The following is a 17,026-nucleotide window of genomic DNA, read 5'->3' on the forward strand; positions in this document are numbered from 1 at the left end:
AGGGATCCGCGGCCTTTCTTTGTTCGAGGCGTGGTCGATCACTCGGCCATCGCCACCGGCTTCACCAGCGGTGTGACGCGGCGGATGGTGACCCGGCGGTTGAGCTGTTCGGCGGCGTCCGTGTCGATCTTCAGGAAGCGCTCGCCATAGCCCTGCGTGGCAAGGTTCTCCGGCGGGATGTCATAGACGTCGGTCAGGATGTTGGCGACGGCCTCGGCGCGCTCGTCCGAGAGCACCAGGTTCGATTCGTCCGAACCGACGGCATCCGTATGGCCCTCGATCAGGAAGGTCTCGCCGGGATCCTTGTCGAGGATCTCGTTCATCGCCTCGGCCACCTTGCGCAACGTGGACGCCTGGTTCATCGAGATGTCCGCTGACCCCGTCGCGAAGGTGATCGTATCGAGGTCGATGCGGCGCACCTTGTCACGGATACGAGCCGAGTACTTCACCTCGTCCAGCGTGTAGACACGCTCGACCGGCTCGACCGGCGGCCGCTCCAGGAAGTCGCGATAGTCGGCGCGGTCTTCGGCGGACGTGTCGATGATGTATTCATCGACCGGGATCGTCAGGCGCATCGGCGGCAGCCGCTCGCCGGGATCGACGAAGGTCGGCCGGCTGTCGCGGTCGATTTCCGGCGCATAGAACATCACATATTCCCGGCCGTCGCCGTCGATACGCGAACGCTGGATGATTTCGCCGTAGCGGTTGCGGATGGTGACGACGCGGTCGCCGTTCGGCCGCTCGATGACCTCGCGCACGCGGCCGTTCGGCAGGTCCTCGTAATAGGTTTCCGTGGCGCGGCGCGACAGGCGGCGGCCATCGTCGGACCGAACGATGATCCTGTCACCGAAATTGATCACGAAGCGGTCGTCGACCTCGCGCTCGACGCGCCAGCCGTCGCGATCCTCGTAGCGCGGCCGGCGGTCACGGCGCTCGCCGCGTTCACGGTCGCCCGATTCGTAGCGGATACGATCGCGGCCTTCCCATCCGACCTGCGCATCGCGGTCGGATTCGGGAACGCGCACGCGCACGTCGCGACGCTTCTCCTCGCGTTCGCGGCGCAATTCCTCGCGCGAGCGGTCACGGCGGTTGTCCCAGTCCTTGTCGCTGTCGAGAACGGCAGCGCCGTCGATGAACGGCAGCTCGATCGTCTCGGTGGTGCGCGACGGGTCGCGGGCGATGCGCTCACGGTCCTTGTCGCGCTCGCGGCGCGGACGCCCCGCGGTCTCGTCCGGACGCTTGCGCTCCCGCTCGGCCTCGCGCTTGCGCTCCTCACGACGTTCCTCGCGGGTCTTTTCGCGCCCTTCCTGCTGCTGGTCCGTATCCGCCTCGCGCCGGCGGCGCTCTTCGCGCGCCTTCTGGCGATCCTGCTGCTGCTGGTCCTCGCTCTCGGCTTCACGCTGCTTCTTGCGGCGCTCCTCGCGGTTCTGCTGCTGCTCTTCCTGCTGGCGTTCGGCATCGCGCTGACGCTGGCGGCGTTCCTCGCGCGCCTTCTGGCGGTCCTGCTGTTGCTGGTCCTCGCCCTCGGCCTCGCGCTGCTTCTTGCGGCGCTCCTCGCGGTTCTGCTGCTGTTCTTCCTGCTGGCGTTCGGCATCGCGCCGACGCTGACGGCGCTCTTCGCGCGCCTTCTGGCGATCCTGCTGCTGCTGGCCTTCGCCCTCGGCTTCACGCTGCTTCTTGCGGCGCTCCTCGCGGTTCTGCTGCTGCTCTTCCTGCTGGCGTTCGGCATCGCGCTGGCGCTGGCGGCGCTCTTCGCGCGCCTTCTGACGGTCCTGCTGCGGCTGACCTTCGCCCTCGGTCTCACGCTGCTTCTTGCGGCGTTCCTCGCGGTTCGGCTGCTGTTCTTCCTGCTGGCGTTCCGCGTCGCGCTGGCGCTGGCGGCGCTCCTCGCGGGAATTCTGCCCGCCCTCTTCCTGGCGGCGCTCCTCTTTGCGGCGCTCGCGGCGTTCCTCACCCTGACCGTCGGCATCGCGGTTGTTCCGCTCGCGGTTGCGCGGGCGCTCTTCACCGCCTCCCTGCTCCTCGCGATTGCGCTTCTTGCGGATGAGTTCCTCTTCCTCGGACTGCACCACCGTCACATCGGATTTTTCGACGAGCGGCAGCACCGGCCGCATCATGGCGGCCTCGACCGGCTGCCAGATAAACGACAGCGAAGCGATGGGCAGGGCCACCGTTGCCAGAAGTCTTGTTCTCTTAAGCATTGGCGTTTCCTCGTTTGCCAGCGTTCGGACGCTATTGCATCAGGGTTTGGGGCGAATTTGTGTTTCCGCGCAAGCCGCCCGCCGTCGATATCAGACGCTAATTCATGGCAGATGAATTCGCGCTGAATGCACAAGGACCGCCGGCGGCTACCGGCGGTCCTTGCCTAAACGCATGAAGATACGATCAGTTCGCCCGCGCCATGGGGCGCACCAGCGTGGTGACGCGGCGGTTCTGCTGTTCGGCGACCTGCGTCTTCACCTTCAGGAAGCGCTCGCCATAGCCCTGCGTCTGCAGGTTTTCCGGCGGAATGCCATAGACATCCGTCAGGAGGCTGGCGACCGATTCGGCCCGTTCGTCCGAAAGGACGAGGTTGGACTTGTCGGACCCCACGGCATCCGTATGGCCCTCGATCAGGAAGGTCTCGCCCGGATCCTTGTCCAGAACCTTCTGCATGGCCTCGGCGACGGACCGCAATGTGCGGGCCTGCGACATCGGCACGTCGGCGCTGCCGGTGGCGAAGGTGATCGTGTCGAGGTCGATACGGCGTACCTTGTCGCGCAGGCGGGCGGAATGTTTCACCTCGTCGATCGTGTAGACCCGCTCGACGCGTTCGACCGGCGGCTCGGCGAGGAAGTCGTAATAATCCCGGTCCGGATTGCTCGACGTGTCGATGATGTAGTCGCTGACGGGAATGCGCAGGCGCATCGGCGGCAGCTCGTAACCGACGTCGACGAGGCCCGGCCGCGGCGAATCGTCCTCAAGCTCCGGCGCATAGACGAGAATGTATTCCCGCCCGTCCCGGCCGACGCGCGACCGCTGGATGATATCGCCGTAACGGTTGTAGATCGTCACGATCTCGACGCCGCCCGGACGCACGATCGTCTCACGCACGCGGCCCCGGGCGAGGTTGTCGTAATAGACCTCCTCCGAATCACGCCGCAGGCGCGGGCGATCGTCACCGCGCACGATCAGCTGGTCGCCGACCTCCAGCACCGTGCGATTCTCGACGCGCTCGACGATGTTCACCTCGGTGACGCTGTTGTCGATCGTCGTGTTGTTGACGGTGTTGTTGTTGATGATCGTGTTGTTGATCACGGTGTTGTTGATGATGTTGGTCGTCTCCGGCACGGCGAAGTCGGGCGCCTCCTTCGCGCGCTTGCCTTCTTCCTTGATCGCCGCCTCGATCCTGCCGGGCACGGCCTCGCGCATCTCTTCGGAGATCGTCGCCTGGGCAGCGTCGTCGGTTTCGGGAACCGGCACGTCCTCTTCCTGCGCGCGCAGTTCCTCGCGCTTCTTGCGACGCTGCTCGCGGCTCTCCTGGCCACCGGCATTGTCGGCGTCCTTGTCGCTGTCGAGCACAGCAGCCCCGTTTTCGACGGGCAGAACGACGGTCTCGTCGGTCTTGGCCGGATCCTCGGCGATTTCCTGTTTTTCCGCCTCGGTCATCGTGTCGACAACCTCGGGCACCGGCTCGGTTACCGGCGTCTCGCCGGTCTCGGCCGTGGCGGGCTGGTCCGTGCCGGTATCCGCCGGGCTTTCCTCGCCGGCAACCGCCGGCTGCTCACCCTCGCCCACTGCCGGCTGCTCGCTTTCGCCGGCCGTCGTCTCCGACGTGCCGCCATCCTGCTGCTGCACGGGCTGTTCAGCCTGTTCCTCAGTGGCCGGCTTCTGTTCATCCAAAGCTTTCTGCTCTTCGGCGGCCTTCTGTTCGTCCGCCTGCCGCTGCGCCTCCGCCTCGGCGGCCGCCCGTTGCGCTTCGTCTTCAGCCGCCTTCTGATCGGCTGCGGCCTTCTCCGCGTCTTCGGCGGCCTTCTGTTCCTCGGCCTGGCGCTGCTCTTCTTCCGCAGCAGCGCGCTGCGCTTCGTCTTCAGCCGCCTTCTGCTCCGCCGCGGCCCTCTCGGCCTCTTCCGCGGCCTTCTGTTCCTCGGCCTGGCGCTGCTCCTCTTCCGCAGCAGCGCGCTGCGCGTCGTCTTCAGCCGCCTTCTGCTCCGCCGCGGCCCTCTCGGCCTCTTCAGCGGCCTTCTGTTCCTCGGCCTGGCGCTGCTCGGCTTCCGCGGCGGCACGCTGGGCTTCTTCCTCGGCCGCCTGCTGCTCGGCCGCGGCCCTCTCGGCCTCTTCAGCGGCCTTCTGTTCCTCGGCCTGGCGCTGCTGCTCGTCCTCGGCAGCGCGCTGTGCCTCGTCGTCCTGCTGCTGTTGCTGTTGCTGGAGCAGCAGTTCTTCTTCGCTCGGCTGGCTTTCGCCGGTGCTTTCCTGGGCAACCTCGAACGGCTTCATCAGGGCATCGGCCAGCGTCGGCGTCGCAATCAGCGCGGTCGACAGGACCGGCAGCGCCACGGTTGCAAAAAGTCTGGAGCGGAAAGTCATCGTTTTGTCCTCACGGTGTCCCGTCTTATTCTCAAGAGAGGGACGCCCGGCCCTTCCGGCCGTTTACGTCCCCGTCACAATCCTTCAAAGGTCTGGCATTCGCCGCCTTAACCCCGCCTGAACGGCGTCCGTTGCGACGCGAGATAGGCCGCGTGCGCAGCCCTGCCAGGGGGGCGCCATGAAATTGTCGGGGAAACCGGGCGGAAAGACGGCGCGAATCCAGTTGATTTTTTGGCGAAAACCGGTCGATTATCGGCGCCAAGCGGGCAGCCCTGCCCGCTTCAATTCGAGGCCCGGACAACAAGAAAAACCCGAGAGCCTTCAACAGAGAGGATCAATATGCGTATTTCCAAACGTTTCACGCTCGCAGCGTCCGCTGCAGTCATCGCCCTCTTCGCGACCTCCGCGATGGCAGAAGGCGAGAAGATCGTGATCGGCACGGAAGGCGCCTACCCGCCCTTCAACAATCTCGAATCCGACGGCACGCTGACCGGCTTCGACGTCGATATCGCCAAGGCAATGTGTGAGGAAATGAAGGCCGAGTGCACCTTCGTCACGCAGGACTGGGACGGCATCATTCCGGCGCTCATCGCGAAGAAGTTCGACGCGATCATCGCCTCCATGTCGATCACCGCCGAGCGCAAGGAGCAGGTCGACTTCTCCAAGAAGTACTACAACACGCCGCCGGCGATCGTCGTCCCGAAGGATAGCGAGATCAAGGAAGCCACCCCGGAAGCGCTGGCCGGCAAGTCGCTCGGCGCTCAGGGCTCGACAACGCATTCCAACTATGCCGAAGCGCATATGAAGGATGCCGAGGTCAAGATGTACCCGACGGCCGACGAGTACAAGCTCGACATCGCCAATGGCCGCATCGACGCCGTCATCGACGACGTGGTGGTACTCTCCGAATGGCTGAAGACCGACGACGGCGCCTGCTGCAAGCTGCTCGGCACGCTGCCGGTCGACCCGGTCATCAACGGCGAAGGCGCCGGCGTTGCCGTGCGCAAGGGCGATACCGCGCTCGCCGACAAGTTCACGGCAGCGGTCGCGGCGATCCGCGCCAACGGCAAGTACCAGGAAATCAACGCCAAGTACTTCCCGTTCGACGTCTACGGCGATTGATCCGCAACACCTCTGTGTCATGCGGGTTTTTTCTGACCCCATCACCAGAATGCACGGGCGGGAGGGCTTGCTCTCCCGCTCCTTTTGTTTGAGAACTTGCACATAAGAAAAGACGGGTGCATCACGCGCCCGGACAACAAGCGCAAGGCGCATCGGGGGTTCTTCTGGCATGAGCGGGTTCTTCACCGCCATCGTCGAGGCGGTATCCGCATTTCTCGGGATCATCGATCCCCTCTGCGGGCCGATCGGCATCTTCACTCTTTTTGCCGGCGACACGCTGCTTGCCTGCGGCAATGCCGGATGGGGCGACGAGATCGCCTTCGGCTTCCTGGTGACGGCAAGCCTTGCTGTCGCCACCCTGCCCGTCGGCCTCGTCATGGGCTTCTTCATCGCGCTGGCAAAGCAGTCGGAAGAAAAGTCTCTGCGGATGTCGGCCAACATCTACACGACGCTCTTCCGCGGCCTGCCGGAGCTCCTGACGCTCTTCATCGTCTATTACGGCCTGCAGATCCTCGTGCAGAATCTGATGACCGCCGTCGGCTATGAGGGTGCGGTCGAGATCAACGCCTTCTTCGCCGGCATGATCGCACTCGGCGTCGTGTTCTCGGCCTATTGCTCGGAAGTGCTGCTGTCGGCCTTCAAGGCCATTCCGCGCGGCCAGTACGAGGCGGGCTACGCCCTCGGCTTGCACCATGGCCGCACCATGCGCCTCATCGTGCTGCCGCAGCTCATCCGCGTCGCCCTGCCCGGCCTCGGCAATCTCTGGATGGCGCTCCTGAAGGACACCGCGCTCGTCTCGGTCATCGGCCTGCCGGATATCCTGCGCCAGACGGGCGTCGCTGCCCGCGTGACGAAGGAAGCCTTCCAGTTCTACTCCATCGCCTGCCTGCTCTTCCTCGTCCTCGCCTTCCTCTCCTCGCTGGTCTTTTCGGCGATCGAAGGCTGGGCAAAACGTTCGGAGGTCGCCCGATGAGCGTCGTCACCACCCTCATCCCGCCGCAGGCCCCGCCGGAAGCCCCGCCGAAGCCATTCACCGCGGGCCGTTTCTTCGGCAACATCTTCATGGGCGTCTGGCTGGCGCTCACCGTCGGCGTCTTCCTGATGATCGTCAACGGCTGGGATCCCGACAAGTTCACGAAATACGGACCGAGCTACCTTTCGGGCCTCGGCGTCACGCTGCTGCTCGTCATCCTCTCCGTCGTGCTTGGCGGCCTCATTTCTCTGCCGCTCGCCTTCGCGCGCATGTCGAAGAACCCGGTCCTCTCGTGGATCGCCTACGGCTACGTCTATTTCTTCCGCGGCACGCCGCTGCTGACGCAGCTCTTCCTCGTCTATTACGGCCTCGGCAGCTTCTCCGCCGAGTTGAAGGCCTGGGGCCTCTGGTGGTTCTTCCGCGACGCCTGGAATTGCGCGCTCCTGACCTTCACACTCAACACCGCCGCCTACCAGGCCGAAATCCTGCGCGGCGCCATCGAAAGCGTGCCGCGCGGCCAGCATGAGGGCGCCGCCGCGCTCGGCCTGCCGAAGCAGGTCGCCTTCTTCAAGGTCATCCTGCCGCAGGCGCTCATCGTCGCACTGCGGCCCTATGGCAACGAGATCATCCTGATGATCAAAGGGTCTGCCATCGTCGCCATCGTCACGGTCTTCGACCTGATGGGCGAGACCCGCCGTACCTTCTCGCGCACCTTCGATTACCAGGCCTATCTCTGGGCGGCACTGCTCTATCTCCTGATGGTGGAGCTGCTGCGCAACCTCTGGGCCTGGCTGGAAACGCGTCTGACGCGCCACCTGAAGCGGTGACGCCTTTTGGCAGCACTCACGGATGAGTGCTGCCAAATACCTGATTGCAAAGAAAAAAATCCCGATACGGGCCAAACTTAAAGAGTTCATTAACCTCGCGGGCGCTCAATCATAAGGACCATCATTCACACGCAATGAGGTCCCTATGACGAACGACATGGCAATGCAGCTCAAGGGCTACGGCATGACCACGGCCCAGATCCTCTACCGCATGCCGGATCACCCCCAGCTTCTGCAGACCTATATCTGGCAGCACTACGATCTCGCCCCAGACTTCCCGGAGATGAAGGGCTTCCTGAAATTCTGGCAGGAAAAGCTGGACGGCCCCCTCCATTCCGTCCGCTACGTTCATCGCCGGTTGATCTCGGCAACGGAATGGCGGGCGCTGAAGGGCGAATTCGTCATCAACTGAGGGCCGGCCGTGATCAGACGTGCACGGATCCGTGCGCCAGCTCCGTGTCGGACATGTCCACCTTGAGCGAGAAATACAGGATCACGGCATAGAGCAGCAGCACGAAGGCGATCACCACGCTGCCGGGTACCGGCCCGAGCGCCGCATTGGCGACCACATGCTCGAAAGCAAGCGTCATGTCCTTGCCCGCCGTCGCCGGCCGCTGCATCATCGATGACGAGATCTTGAGCGCCCAGGCGAGCAGGAGGATCAGGTAGAGCCAGCAATAGTTGCGCCGCAGCCGCCGGCAGGCCGCATCGCGGTAGCTGATCAGGAACTCCGGCTTGCGCAAGCTCTTGGCGATGGGCGCCGCCCAGTCGAGATCGAGCGCGGCGCGCGGATTGAGGATTTCGGCAAAGTAGAACCGCTCGAGCTGGCGCACCCGCGCGCGGTAGACGTCGAAGAACCGGTAGCGCCGCGCCTCGATCATCAACAGCAGCGAGACGAGCAGCATCGCAAAGAGCAGAACGCCGTGATGCGAGGTGGGCGTCGACAGCGAAACGGACAATAGCGCCGCCACCACCGTGATCGCCCAGTTCGAGGTACGGTCGATGCGGTCGCGCCAGCCGGCCATGCGCCCGAGTTCGCCACGATAGTAGTGCACCATCGTGTTGATCGTCTCCATCGGCGTTGCCGGCAGCGCCGGGCTGCCGGTCCGCCTGGTCTCGGCAGCGGGCGAAAAGGGGGGCGTATCGGCGGGCATGTCATTCCTCCCAATGGTCTTTTTGGTTTTGGGAGGAGGATCATGCGCCTCTTTCGGCGATTGATAAATGCCTATTTGCAGGTGAATGGCGCCATTGCCAAAGCCTTGCCCGGGCCGTAAGAGACGCCTCCATGACCAAGATCGACGAAGATGCGCTCGCGGAAGCCTACAACCGCGCCCTTTCGCTGGAAAAATCCGGCGATTTCGATGCTGCCGCCAAGGCCTATGCCGAAGTGCTGGCGCTCGACCCGGAAGATCACGGCGGCGCCGCGGTGCGCCTTGCCTCGATGGGCCGCGGCGACACGCCGGAAAAGGCACCCGACGCCTATGTCACCACGCTCTTCGACCAGCATGCCGAGGTCTTCGACAACGTGCTCGTCGACCAGCTCGGCTATTGCGTGCCGCTCACCGTGCGCCAGCGTTTCCAGGCCCGTGGCATGGGCCCGTTCAAGCGCGTGCTCGACCTCGGCTGCGGCACGGGTCTGACCGGCGGCGCGCTGCGCGACATGGCGGAAGACATCACCGGCATCGACCTGTCGGAAAACATGGTCGAGATCGCCCACGACAAGGATCTTTACGAGACGCTCTATGTCGCCGAGGCCGTCGACTTCCTCGACGACAACGACGACGAACCCTTCGACCTCATCACCGCGACGGACGTGCTGCCCTATCTCGGCGCGCTCGAACCGCTGTTCTTCGGTGTGGCCGAAAACCTCGTGCCCGGCGGCCATTTCATCTTCTCCTCCGAAACGCTGCCCGAGGAGACCTTTGCCGGCCGCCCCTTCATGGTCGGTCCGCACCAGCGTTTCGCCCACGCCGCCGCCTATGTGCGCCAGCGCCTCGAAGAGACGGGCTTCGACATCGTCGAGATCACCGACATCACGGTACGCCTTGAAGAAGGCGAGCCGATCCCCGGCCATCTCGTGCTGGCGAAATACCGCGGCTGACGAGAAACACTTTCGCAAAAACCGATGATCCGCTACACCTCCTGCCAACGATTGCAGGAGGTTACAGCATGGCAAAGGTTGCATTCATCGGTCTCGGCGTCATGGGCTATCCCATGGCTGGGCACCTCAAGGTCAAGGGCGGCCATGAGGTCGCGGTCTACAACCGCACCTTCGCCAAGGCGGAAAAATGGGCGGCCGAATTCGGCGGCAAGGCGTTTCGCACGCCGGCGGAAGCCGCTGCCGATGCCGACTTCGTCTTCACCTGCGTCGGCAATGACGACGACCTGCGTTCCGTCACCATCGCCGAAGGCGGGGTTTTCGACGGCATGAAGCCCGGCGCCATCCTCATCGACAACACCACCGCCTCCGCGGAAGTCGCGCGCGAACTCGACGCCGCCGCGCGCCAAAAGGGTTTTGCCTTCGTCGACGCCCCCGTCTCCGGCGGCCAGGCCGGCGCGGAAAACGGCGTCCTGACCGTCATGTGCGGCGGCGAGAAGGATATCTTCGACAAGGCACGACCGATCATCGACGCCTATGCGCGCATGGTCGGCCTGATGGGCCCGGCCGGCGCCGGCCAGCTTGCCAAGATGGTCAACCAGATCTGCGTTGCCGGCGTCGTGCAGGGGCTCGCCGAGGGCATCCATTTCGGCAAGAAGGCCGGACTCGACATGGAGGCGGTCATCGAGGTTATTTCCAAGGGCGCGGCCGGTTCATGGCAGATGGACAACCGCCACAAGACGATGATCGCCGGTAAATACGACCTCGGCTTCGCCATCGACTGGATGCGCAAGGACCTCGGCATCGTGTTGTCGGAAGCCCGCCTCAACGGCGCGAAACTGCCCGTCACCGCGCTGATCGACCAGTTCTACGGCGACGTGCAGGACATGGGTGGCAACCGCTGGGACACGTCCTCGCTGCTCGCGCGCCTCGAGAGGAAGTAAGGTGGCGCTCCGCCGCGCCCTCTTCGCCCTGACCGCCGGAGCCGTGCTTGCCGCTCCGGCACAGGCGGACGATGCCGGCCGGCTGGCGCTCGCCACCGCCCTCAACGGCAAGATCGCCCGATGCTGGTCGGTGCCGGCGGACCTGCCGGACCATGTGCAGACGGTCCGCGTGACATTCTCGTTGACGGAGGCAGGCGAACTCATCGGCTCGCCGGCAATCGACGGCCCGGTCGGCGGCGATGCGGCGACGAAGGGTTTTGCCGCAAGCGCGGTGCGGGCGGTCGTGCGCTGCGCACCCTTTGCGGGGCTGGCGGAGCTTGCGCCCTACGATGCCTGGAAAACGGTCGTCGTGACCTTCACGCGGCCGGATCTGTGAAAGCCCGGCCGCAGCAGCGCAAGGCCGCCTATTCCTCGCCGCTCTTCTGGTTGTCCACCATCATGTAGTCGAGCGGCAGCTCGGTCGTGTACTTGATCTGCTCCATCGCGAAGGCCGAGGAGACGTCGCGGATCTCGATGCGCGCGATCATGCGCTTGTAGAAGGCGTCGTAGGCGGCAATGTCGGGCACGACGACGCGCAGCAGGTAGTCGACCTCGCCGCTCATGCGGTAGAATTCCACCACTTCGGGGAATTCGACGATCACCTCGGAAAAGCGCTTCAGCCATTCCGTCGAATGGGCGTTGGTGCGGATCGACACGAAGACCGTGACCTTGGTGTTGATCTTGACCGGATCGAGCAGCGCGACGCGCTTGCGGATCACGCCGTCCTCTTCCATCTTCTGGATGCGCCGCCAGCAGGGCGTGGTCGAGAGCCCCACCTTCTTGGCGAGATCAGCCACGGCGAGCGTGGAATCTTCCTGCAAGAGGCGCAGGATTTTGCGGTCCAGACGGTCCATTGATTTCCCCTACGAAATTTAATTCCCTCATATACCGCGATGGCGACAAATTGAAAGAATTGCATTTCACTCCGTAAGGGTTTTCACCCGCTTTCGCAACTCGGGTAGAATTTCCGCCTCAAACCATGGGTTGCGCTTCAGCCAGCCGGTGTTGCGCCAGCTCGGATGCGGCAGCGGCAGCACGGACGGCCCCTCGTTGCGGTGAAGGTGTCGGCGCCAGTCGCGCACCGTCTCGGTCATGCTGGCGGCCTTCGCCGCACCCAGATGCCAGGCTTGCGCATATTGCCCGATCCCCAGCACCAGCTCGATCTGCGGCATGGCGGCAATCACCCGGGCGCGCCACAGCGGCGCGCATTCGCGGCGCGGCGGCAGATCGCTGCCATGGGCGTCATAGCCGGGAAAACAGAAGCCCATCGGCACGATGGCGAAGTTCCGCGGATCGTAGAACCCGTCGCGCGTGACGCCGAGCCAGTCGCGCAGCCGGTCGCCGGAAGCGTCGTTGAACGGCAGGCCGCTCTCATGCACCCGAAGCCCCGGTGCCTGGCCGGCGATCAGGATGCGCGCGCTGTCGGAGAGGACGGCGACGGGCCGCGGCTCGTGCGGCAGCCGGTCTGCCGGTCCCTTCGCCGGCGTGTCGCGACAGACCCGACAGGCCGCGATCGCCGCGCGAAGGGCGGCGATCTCTTCGGTCCCTGTCTCGTCCATCGACCGCCCCTCCTTGAGCCTTCCCGCAATGGATCAGATCGACCGGCACGACGCCGGTCCCGGAAAATTCAACGCGACGCCTACGCTGAAGCCCTACCCTTCAACGACTTCGCTGATCTGCACGACGGGGGCGATGTCCGTATAGTTGGCAACGTCCGCGGCGATCTCCGTGCGGTGGGGACCCAATGCCTCCTGGAATGTCGCCAGATCCGGCGAGTAGACATGGCACGCTGCGACGAACCCCGGCGCGCTTCCAGGTTCGCGACCCGCAAGCCCCCTGTCGATCTCGTAGCGCAGGCAGGCATCGCCGAGCCGTTCCCGGAGCAGCGGCATATGGCGGGTGCGGTAGTAGTCGTGATCGAACTTCGAACCGCCATCGGCGGGATAGTAGACACTCATCTTGATCATGGTGGGCTCCTGCCTGAACGCCTTTCCGAGCGTCGGAGGGGCCTTTCTAGCGCACCGCCCCGCAAAGCGCATCCAGATTTTGGCTGGAGCGGTTTGACGGGAGCAAAGCAGTTTTCGCCGTGCGTTTTGAAGCGGTTGCAGCAGGTCGCATACGGGCCGGCCATCAACCCGAGGCACACGGCGCGGCTTGCTCGGTAGCGGCGCTTCGATCACCTGGCACTCGAAATACGTCGATCCGCAGCTCCCTTCAGGAAGTCTGACCAGAACAGCGACCGCCAGCAGTCAATGAGTGCGCGACCTAAAGCCCGAACACCCCCAGAATGCCGCCGAGCATACCCGGCTCCGCATCATGCGCATCCTCCTGCGGCCGGCCGTTCGTCTTGCGCCATAGCTGCGGCATGTCGAAATCGGCACCCCACAGGCCCTTGCGCTCGGCTCGCGCGAACTGCTCCTCGTCCTCATAGCCGCCATAGGCGACCGCCAGCCCCTCGCGCACCATGCGCGCTCCGAGATCACCCGCCGGGTTCTCGCAGCGCGCCAGCCAGCGATCGTACTTGTCCGTGCCCTGCGTGCGGCAGGTGATGGGCCCGGCCCGCAGGAACTCCGCAAGCCGCGAGCGGGCGGCAACGCCGCAGCGCCAGTCCGCGCCGTCGCGCCGGCAGATCTGCGTCAGCTCCGGCGTGTCCATGCCGACGAGCCGGATGCGGTGGCCGTCGAGCGTCAGCGTATCACCGTCCGCCGCCCGCGCCGCACCGGTGAAGGTCTCGCCGCCCCCGCCGCCGACGCGCGCCACGATCAACGCCGTCAGCGCGAGGATCGCCATCGCCACACCGACATCGCGCGCCCGCCTGGAAAGCCCCATGGAGTCCCGTCCTTGCCCCGGCAGTTCCAGCAGAGCCGCGCGGGCGCCTGCAGGCGGAACTGCGTAAAATGAAAGAGATAGGGTGTTTTCGCGATTCGGAGAAAGGCGGAAATACCCCAGCGTCATGCCGCTACGTCACGATGGTGGTGCGCTGCCGGCAGGTTGTTCCGGAAAATGCCGGAATGGTTCGCAAATGGTTTATGCGCGGCAGCATCTTCTTAAGGATTCCCCCCTAGACTTCAATCCTGTCCGCAACAGTTGCAATCGTGATGAGTACCGGCGTCAGTACCTCGACCGACAAGATCATCGTCGACAAGTCGCGCAGCCATCGAAACAAGGCTGTCTCGCGGACCGTTCGCGCGACCCGGGAACGCCTGCAGACCGCCACCGGCATCGCGCCGGGCTTCGAGCGCGAGATGCTGCAGCTGCATATCGCCTCGGCCGCCCAGAATGCGCTCGCCGTACCCGTCGTGGTCGTGCTGATTGCCGCCGTCGGCGTCTATCTCACGCAGGAGATCGGCCTTCTCGCCTGGGCGATCCTTGCGCTCAGCGTGCATGCACTCGGCATGATCGTCGCCCGCCGGGCGCACAAGCAGGAAATCACCGCCGACAACACCCGCCGCTGGCAGCGCATCTTCCTCGCCGCGCAGGTCGCGATGGGCCTCGCCTGGGCTGCCTTCTCCCTGCAGACCTGCGGCCCCTGCGGCAACGCCACCTTCGATTTCTACAAGGGCTCCGCCCTGCTCGTCGCGCTCGCCGTCACGGCCATCAGCACGCTGATGCTGCGCCATGCCGTGCTCTATGCCTTCCTGCCCACGGTCGTCGCGCTCTCCATCTCCGCCCTGCTGCGCCCCAATCCGGCGACGTTCGGCATGGTGACGATCATCTCCGCCGCGCTGATCTTCCTCATCTTCATGACGAACCGCCTGCGCCACACCAGCGCGCAGCTGCTCTCCTCCCAATCGGAAAAGGACGACCTGATCGCCGAACTGGAAGTGGCCAAGTCCATGTCGGACGAGGCCCGCCGGCGCGCCGAAGAGGCAAATCTCGCCAAATCCCGCTTCCTCGCCTCCATGTCCCACGAGCTGCGCACGCCGCTCAACGCCATCCTCGGCTTTTCCGAGGTGATGTCGACGGAGGTGCTCGGGCCGCTCAACAACCCCGTCTACAAGGAATACACCTCCGATATTCACCGCTCCGGCCAGCACCTGCTCAACCTCATCAACGAGATTCTCGATCTTTCGCGCATCGAGGCGGGCAAGTACGACCTGTCGGAGGACAGCGTGCATCTCGTCGATATCGCCGAAGATTGCATCGGCATGGTGCAGCTGCGGGCGCGGGCGAAGAACATCACCATTTCCGAGCAGGTCGAAGGCGACATGCCGGCCGTCTGGGCAGACGAGAAGGCACTGCGCCAGGTCGTCCTGAACCTCCTGTCGAATGCCGTGAAATTCACGCCCCAGGGCGGCGAGATCTTCGTCAAGGCCGGCTGGACCGCCGGCGGCGGACAGTACATCTCGATCCGCGACAACGGCCCCGGCATCCCGGAGGAGGAAATCCCCGTCGTGCTCTCCGCCTTCGGCCAGGGCTCCATCGCCATCAAGAGCGCCGAGCAAGGCACCGGCCTCGGCCTGCCGATCGTCCAGGCGATCCTCGCCAAGCACAATGGCGAGTTCATCCTGAAATCCAAGCTGCGCGAAGGCACCGAGGCCATCGCCATCCTGCCGGCCAAGCGTGTGCTGCAAAGCCTGCCCGCCGTCACCGAGACCCAGGCCGTCGCGCCGCGCAGGAAAAGTTTTGCCTGAAACGTTTGCCGTCCGGGTCCTCGGGTCGGGCCCGAAACCGTTCAGATGAACTTCGACGCCACCACATAGCCGGCATAGACGGCGTTGGCGATGATCAGGCAGAAGACGGCGAAGGAACCGAGGTCCTTCGAGTGTTTGCCCATCTCGGAAATCTCCGGCGAGACACGGTCGACGATCTCCTCGATCGCCGTGTTGAGCGCCTCGAAGGCGATCATCAGGAGGAAGAGGATCGCCATGGCGACATACTGGAAGAAGGATGCGCCGACGAGGGTGAAGAGCACCATGGCGACGCCGAAGGCGATCAGCTCGTGGCGGAAGGCGGATTCGCCGAGCAGGCGGCGCGCGCCGGCGGCCGAATAGGTCGCTGCCGCAAACAGGTGGCTGATGCCCGTCTTCTTCTCGATTGGTCCCTGACCCATTCCCGCAATCCCGTTTTCGCCGCTCTCATGAAACACGCCCGCATGACGGGCGTGTTTCGCGCTCTCAATCCATGCCATTGAGGCTTTTTGCCGGCCGCTCGTTAGGTGCGGTTGCTGACGCCCGCCTGAACGAAGGTCGCCATGCCGGAATGGCAGGCCGCCGCCGCCTTGACGATGCCGGCGGCAAGCGCCGCCCCCGTGCCCTCGCCGAGCCGCATGCCGAGCGCGAGCAGTGGCGTCTTGCCGAGTTTCTCGATCGATTTGAGGTGCCCCGGTTCGGCCGAGACATGGCCGATCAGGCAGTGGTCGAGTGCGGCCGGATTGGCCGCGCGCAGGATAGCGCCCGCCGCCGTCGCCACATAGCCGTCGAGGATGACGGGAATCTTCTGCATGCGGGCAGCGAGGATCGCGCCGGCCATGGCGGCGATCTCGCGGCCGCCGAGGCGGCGCAGCACCTCCAGCGGATCGGAAAGATGCGCCCGGTGCAGCTCGACGGCTTTCTTCACCGCCGCCACCTTGCGCTGAAGGACCTCGCCTTCCGAGCCGGTGCCGGGCCCGACCCATTCCTCCGCCGTACCGCCATAGAGCGCCAGGTTGATCGCCGCGGCGATCGTCGTGTTGCCGATGCCCATCTCGCCGATGCACAGGAGATCCGTGCCGCCGGCAACCGCCTCCATGCCGAAGGCCATGGTGGCCGCGCAATCGCGCTCGGACAGTGCCGCCTCCTGCGTGATGTCGGCGGTCGGATAGTCGAGCGCCAGGTCGAAGACCTTCAGGCCGAGATCGTGCGTCACGCAGATCTGGTTGATCGCCGCGCCGCCAGCCGCAAAGTTCTCCACCATCTGCGCGGTGACGGAGGACGGATAGGGCGTGATGCCCTGCTGGGTGACGCCATGGTTGCCGGCGAAGATGGCGACCAGCGGCCGCGTCACGGCCGGCGGCCGGCCGGTCCAGGCGGCGAGCCAGAAGGCGATCTCCTCCAGCCGGCCAAGCGCGCCCGGCGGTTTGGTGAGCTGCTTGTCGCGTTCGCGCGCCGCCACCAGCGCAGCCGAATCGGGGCCGGGCAGGTTGCGCAGCAATTCACGAAAATCATCGAACGGCAGGCCGCTGGCACTCATCTTGGGGAATTCCTTAAGTTTCGGCTTTCAAAGGCGTGTGTTTGGTGTCTCCTAATAGAGGCAGGGCGCGAATCCGACAACCGCATTTGCGGCGGCCTTCGTCGCCCTTTCGTCACAGGGCAATCGGGTAGGATGGCGCGGTTTACAAAAAGCCCCTCACCTGCCTGCCGGCATCCGCTCCCCGCAAGCGGGGCGAGGAAGGAAAACCTCAGCGTTTTCCCCTTCTCCCCGCTTGCGCGGAGAAGGTCCGGCAGGGGGATGAGGGGCGCGTCACAAGCCGAACCGC

General features: G+C 64.9%; 17 protein-coding genes. 8 read left to right on the top strand and 9 right to left on the bottom strand.

Annotated features, from left to right (window positions below; translation table 11 throughout):
• Window positions 1-38: 38 nt before the first annotated feature.
• Both AKG11_RS05745 and AKG11_RS05750 read right to left on the bottom strand, forming a co-directional pair.
• A complete protein-coding gene (locus tag AKG11_RS05745; RefSeq protein WP_082342345.1) occupies window positions 39-2,201 on the bottom strand; it encodes an OmpA family protein in 2,163 nt (720 codons plus the stop codon).
• Window positions 2,202-2,385: 184 nt separating this feature from the next.
• Complete coding sequence (locus AKG11_RS05750) at window positions 2,386-4,566, bottom strand: OmpA family protein (RefSeq protein ID WP_050743234.1); 2,181 nt, start codon at window positions 4,564-4,566, stop codon at window positions 2,386-2,388.
• Window positions 4,567-4,905: 339 nt separating this feature from the next.
• Between AKG11_RS05750 and AKG11_RS05755 the strand changes: the two genes are divergently transcribed.
• From AKG11_RS05755 to AKG11_RS05770, 4 genes are all read left to right on the top strand, one after another.
• The gene (locus AKG11_RS05755; protein ID WP_023516005.1) at window positions 4,906-5,688 is read left to right on the top strand and encodes an ABC transporter substrate-binding protein; all 783 of its coding nucleotides are present in this window, start codon (window positions 4,906-4,908) and stop codon (window positions 5,686-5,688) included.
• A gap of 169 nt (window positions 5,689-5,857) precedes the next feature.
• Window positions 5,858-6,661 (top strand): ABC transporter permease, encoded by an 804-nt coding sequence (locus tag AKG11_RS05760; protein WP_023516004.1) that lies wholly within the window; start codon window positions 5,858-5,860, stop codon window positions 6,659-6,661.
• Window positions 6,658-7,488: an ABC transporter permease gene (locus AKG11_RS05765; RefSeq protein ID WP_050743235.1), complete on the top strand. Its 831-nt coding sequence runs from the start codon at window positions 6,658-6,660 to the stop codon at window positions 7,486-7,488. The genes AKG11_RS05760 and AKG11_RS05765 overlap by 4 nt, the downstream gene beginning before the upstream one ends.
• A 145-nt stretch (window positions 7,489-7,633) precedes the next feature.
• The gene (locus AKG11_RS05770) at window positions 7,634-7,900 is read left to right on the top strand and encodes an usg protein (RefSeq protein ID WP_024270141.1); all 267 of its coding nucleotides are present in this window, start codon (window positions 7,634-7,636) and stop codon (window positions 7,898-7,900) included.
• Between the two features lie 13 nt (window positions 7,901-7,913).
• Here AKG11_RS05770 and AKG11_RS05775 read toward each other — a convergent pair whose 3' ends face one another.
• A complete protein-coding gene (locus AKG11_RS05775) occupies window positions 7,914-8,642 on the bottom strand; it encodes a DUF2270 domain-containing protein (protein WP_023516750.1) in 729 nt (242 codons plus the stop codon).
• A 131-nt stretch (window positions 8,643-8,773) separates the two neighbouring features.
• Between AKG11_RS05775 and AKG11_RS05780 the strand changes: the two genes are divergently transcribed.
• The 3 genes from AKG11_RS05780 to AKG11_RS05790 all read left to right on the top strand — a co-directional run bounded on the left by AKG11_RS05780 (window position 8,774) and on the right by AKG11_RS05790 (window position 10,906).
• Complete coding sequence (locus AKG11_RS05780; RefSeq protein ID WP_050743236.1) at window positions 8,774-9,589, top strand: class I SAM-dependent DNA methyltransferase; 816 nt, start codon at window positions 8,774-8,776, stop codon at window positions 9,587-9,589.
• Between the two features lie 68 nt (window positions 9,590-9,657).
• The gene (locus tag AKG11_RS05785) at window positions 9,658-10,530 is read left to right on the top strand and encodes an NAD(P)-dependent oxidoreductase (RefSeq protein WP_050743237.1); all 873 of its coding nucleotides are present in this window, start codon (window positions 9,658-9,660) and stop codon (window positions 10,528-10,530) included.
• A 1-nt stretch (window position 10,531) separates the two neighbouring features.
• Window positions 10,532-10,906 (top strand): hypothetical protein, encoded by a 375-nt coding sequence (locus AKG11_RS05790; protein ID WP_050743238.1) that lies wholly within the window; start codon window positions 10,532-10,534, stop codon window positions 10,904-10,906.
• A 28-nt stretch (window positions 10,907-10,934) separates the two neighbouring features.
• Here AKG11_RS05790 and AKG11_RS05795 read toward each other — a convergent pair whose 3' ends face one another.
• From AKG11_RS05795 to AKG11_RS05810, 4 genes are all read right to left on the bottom strand, one after another.
• A complete protein-coding gene (locus tag AKG11_RS05795) occupies window positions 10,935-11,423 on the bottom strand; it encodes an Lrp/AsnC family transcriptional regulator (protein ID WP_024270142.1) in 489 nt (162 codons plus the stop codon).
• Between the two features lie 66 nt (window positions 11,424-11,489).
• Window positions 11,490-12,128, bottom strand: coding sequence for a uracil-DNA glycosylase family protein (locus tag AKG11_RS05800; protein WP_023512829.1), 639 nt, complete (start codon window positions 12,126-12,128; stop codon window positions 11,490-11,492).
• Window positions 12,129-12,221: 93 nt separating this feature from the next.
• Window positions 12,222-12,536, bottom strand: a complete 315-nt coding sequence (locus AKG11_RS05805) for an EthD family reductase (RefSeq protein WP_023512828.1) — start codon at window positions 12,534-12,536, stop codon at window positions 12,222-12,224.
• A gap of 298 nt (window positions 12,537-12,834) precedes the next feature.
• Window positions 12,835-13,398, bottom strand: a complete 564-nt coding sequence (locus tag AKG11_RS05810) for a thermonuclease family protein (RefSeq protein ID WP_050743239.1) — start codon at window positions 13,396-13,398, stop codon at window positions 12,835-12,837.
• Window positions 13,399-13,667: 269 nt separating this feature from the next.
• Between AKG11_RS05810 and AKG11_RS05815 the strand changes: the two genes are divergently transcribed.
• Complete coding sequence (locus AKG11_RS05815; protein WP_023512826.1) at window positions 13,668-15,203, top strand: sensor histidine kinase; 1,536 nt, start codon at window positions 13,668-13,670, stop codon at window positions 15,201-15,203.
• 41 nt (window positions 15,204-15,244) lie between these two features.
• Here the strand turns inward: AKG11_RS05815 and AKG11_RS05820 are convergent, their stop codons facing one another.
• Complete coding sequence (locus tag AKG11_RS05820; RefSeq protein WP_023512825.1) at window positions 15,245-15,622, bottom strand: diacylglycerol kinase; 378 nt, start codon at window positions 15,620-15,622, stop codon at window positions 15,245-15,247.
• A 101-nt stretch (window positions 15,623-15,723) separates the two neighbouring features.
• Window positions 15,724-16,740 (bottom strand): nicotinate-nucleotide--dimethylbenzimidazole phosphoribosyltransferase, encoded by a 1,017-nt coding sequence (gene cobT / locus AKG11_RS05825; RefSeq protein ID WP_050743240.1) that lies wholly within the window; start codon window positions 16,738-16,740, stop codon window positions 15,724-15,726.
• Window positions 16,741-17,026: the final 286 nt, after the last annotated feature.

The organism is Shinella sp. SUS2 (genome assembly GCF_001262505.1).
GTDB lineage: Bacteria > Pseudomonadota > Alphaproteobacteria > Rhizobiales > Rhizobiaceae > Shinella.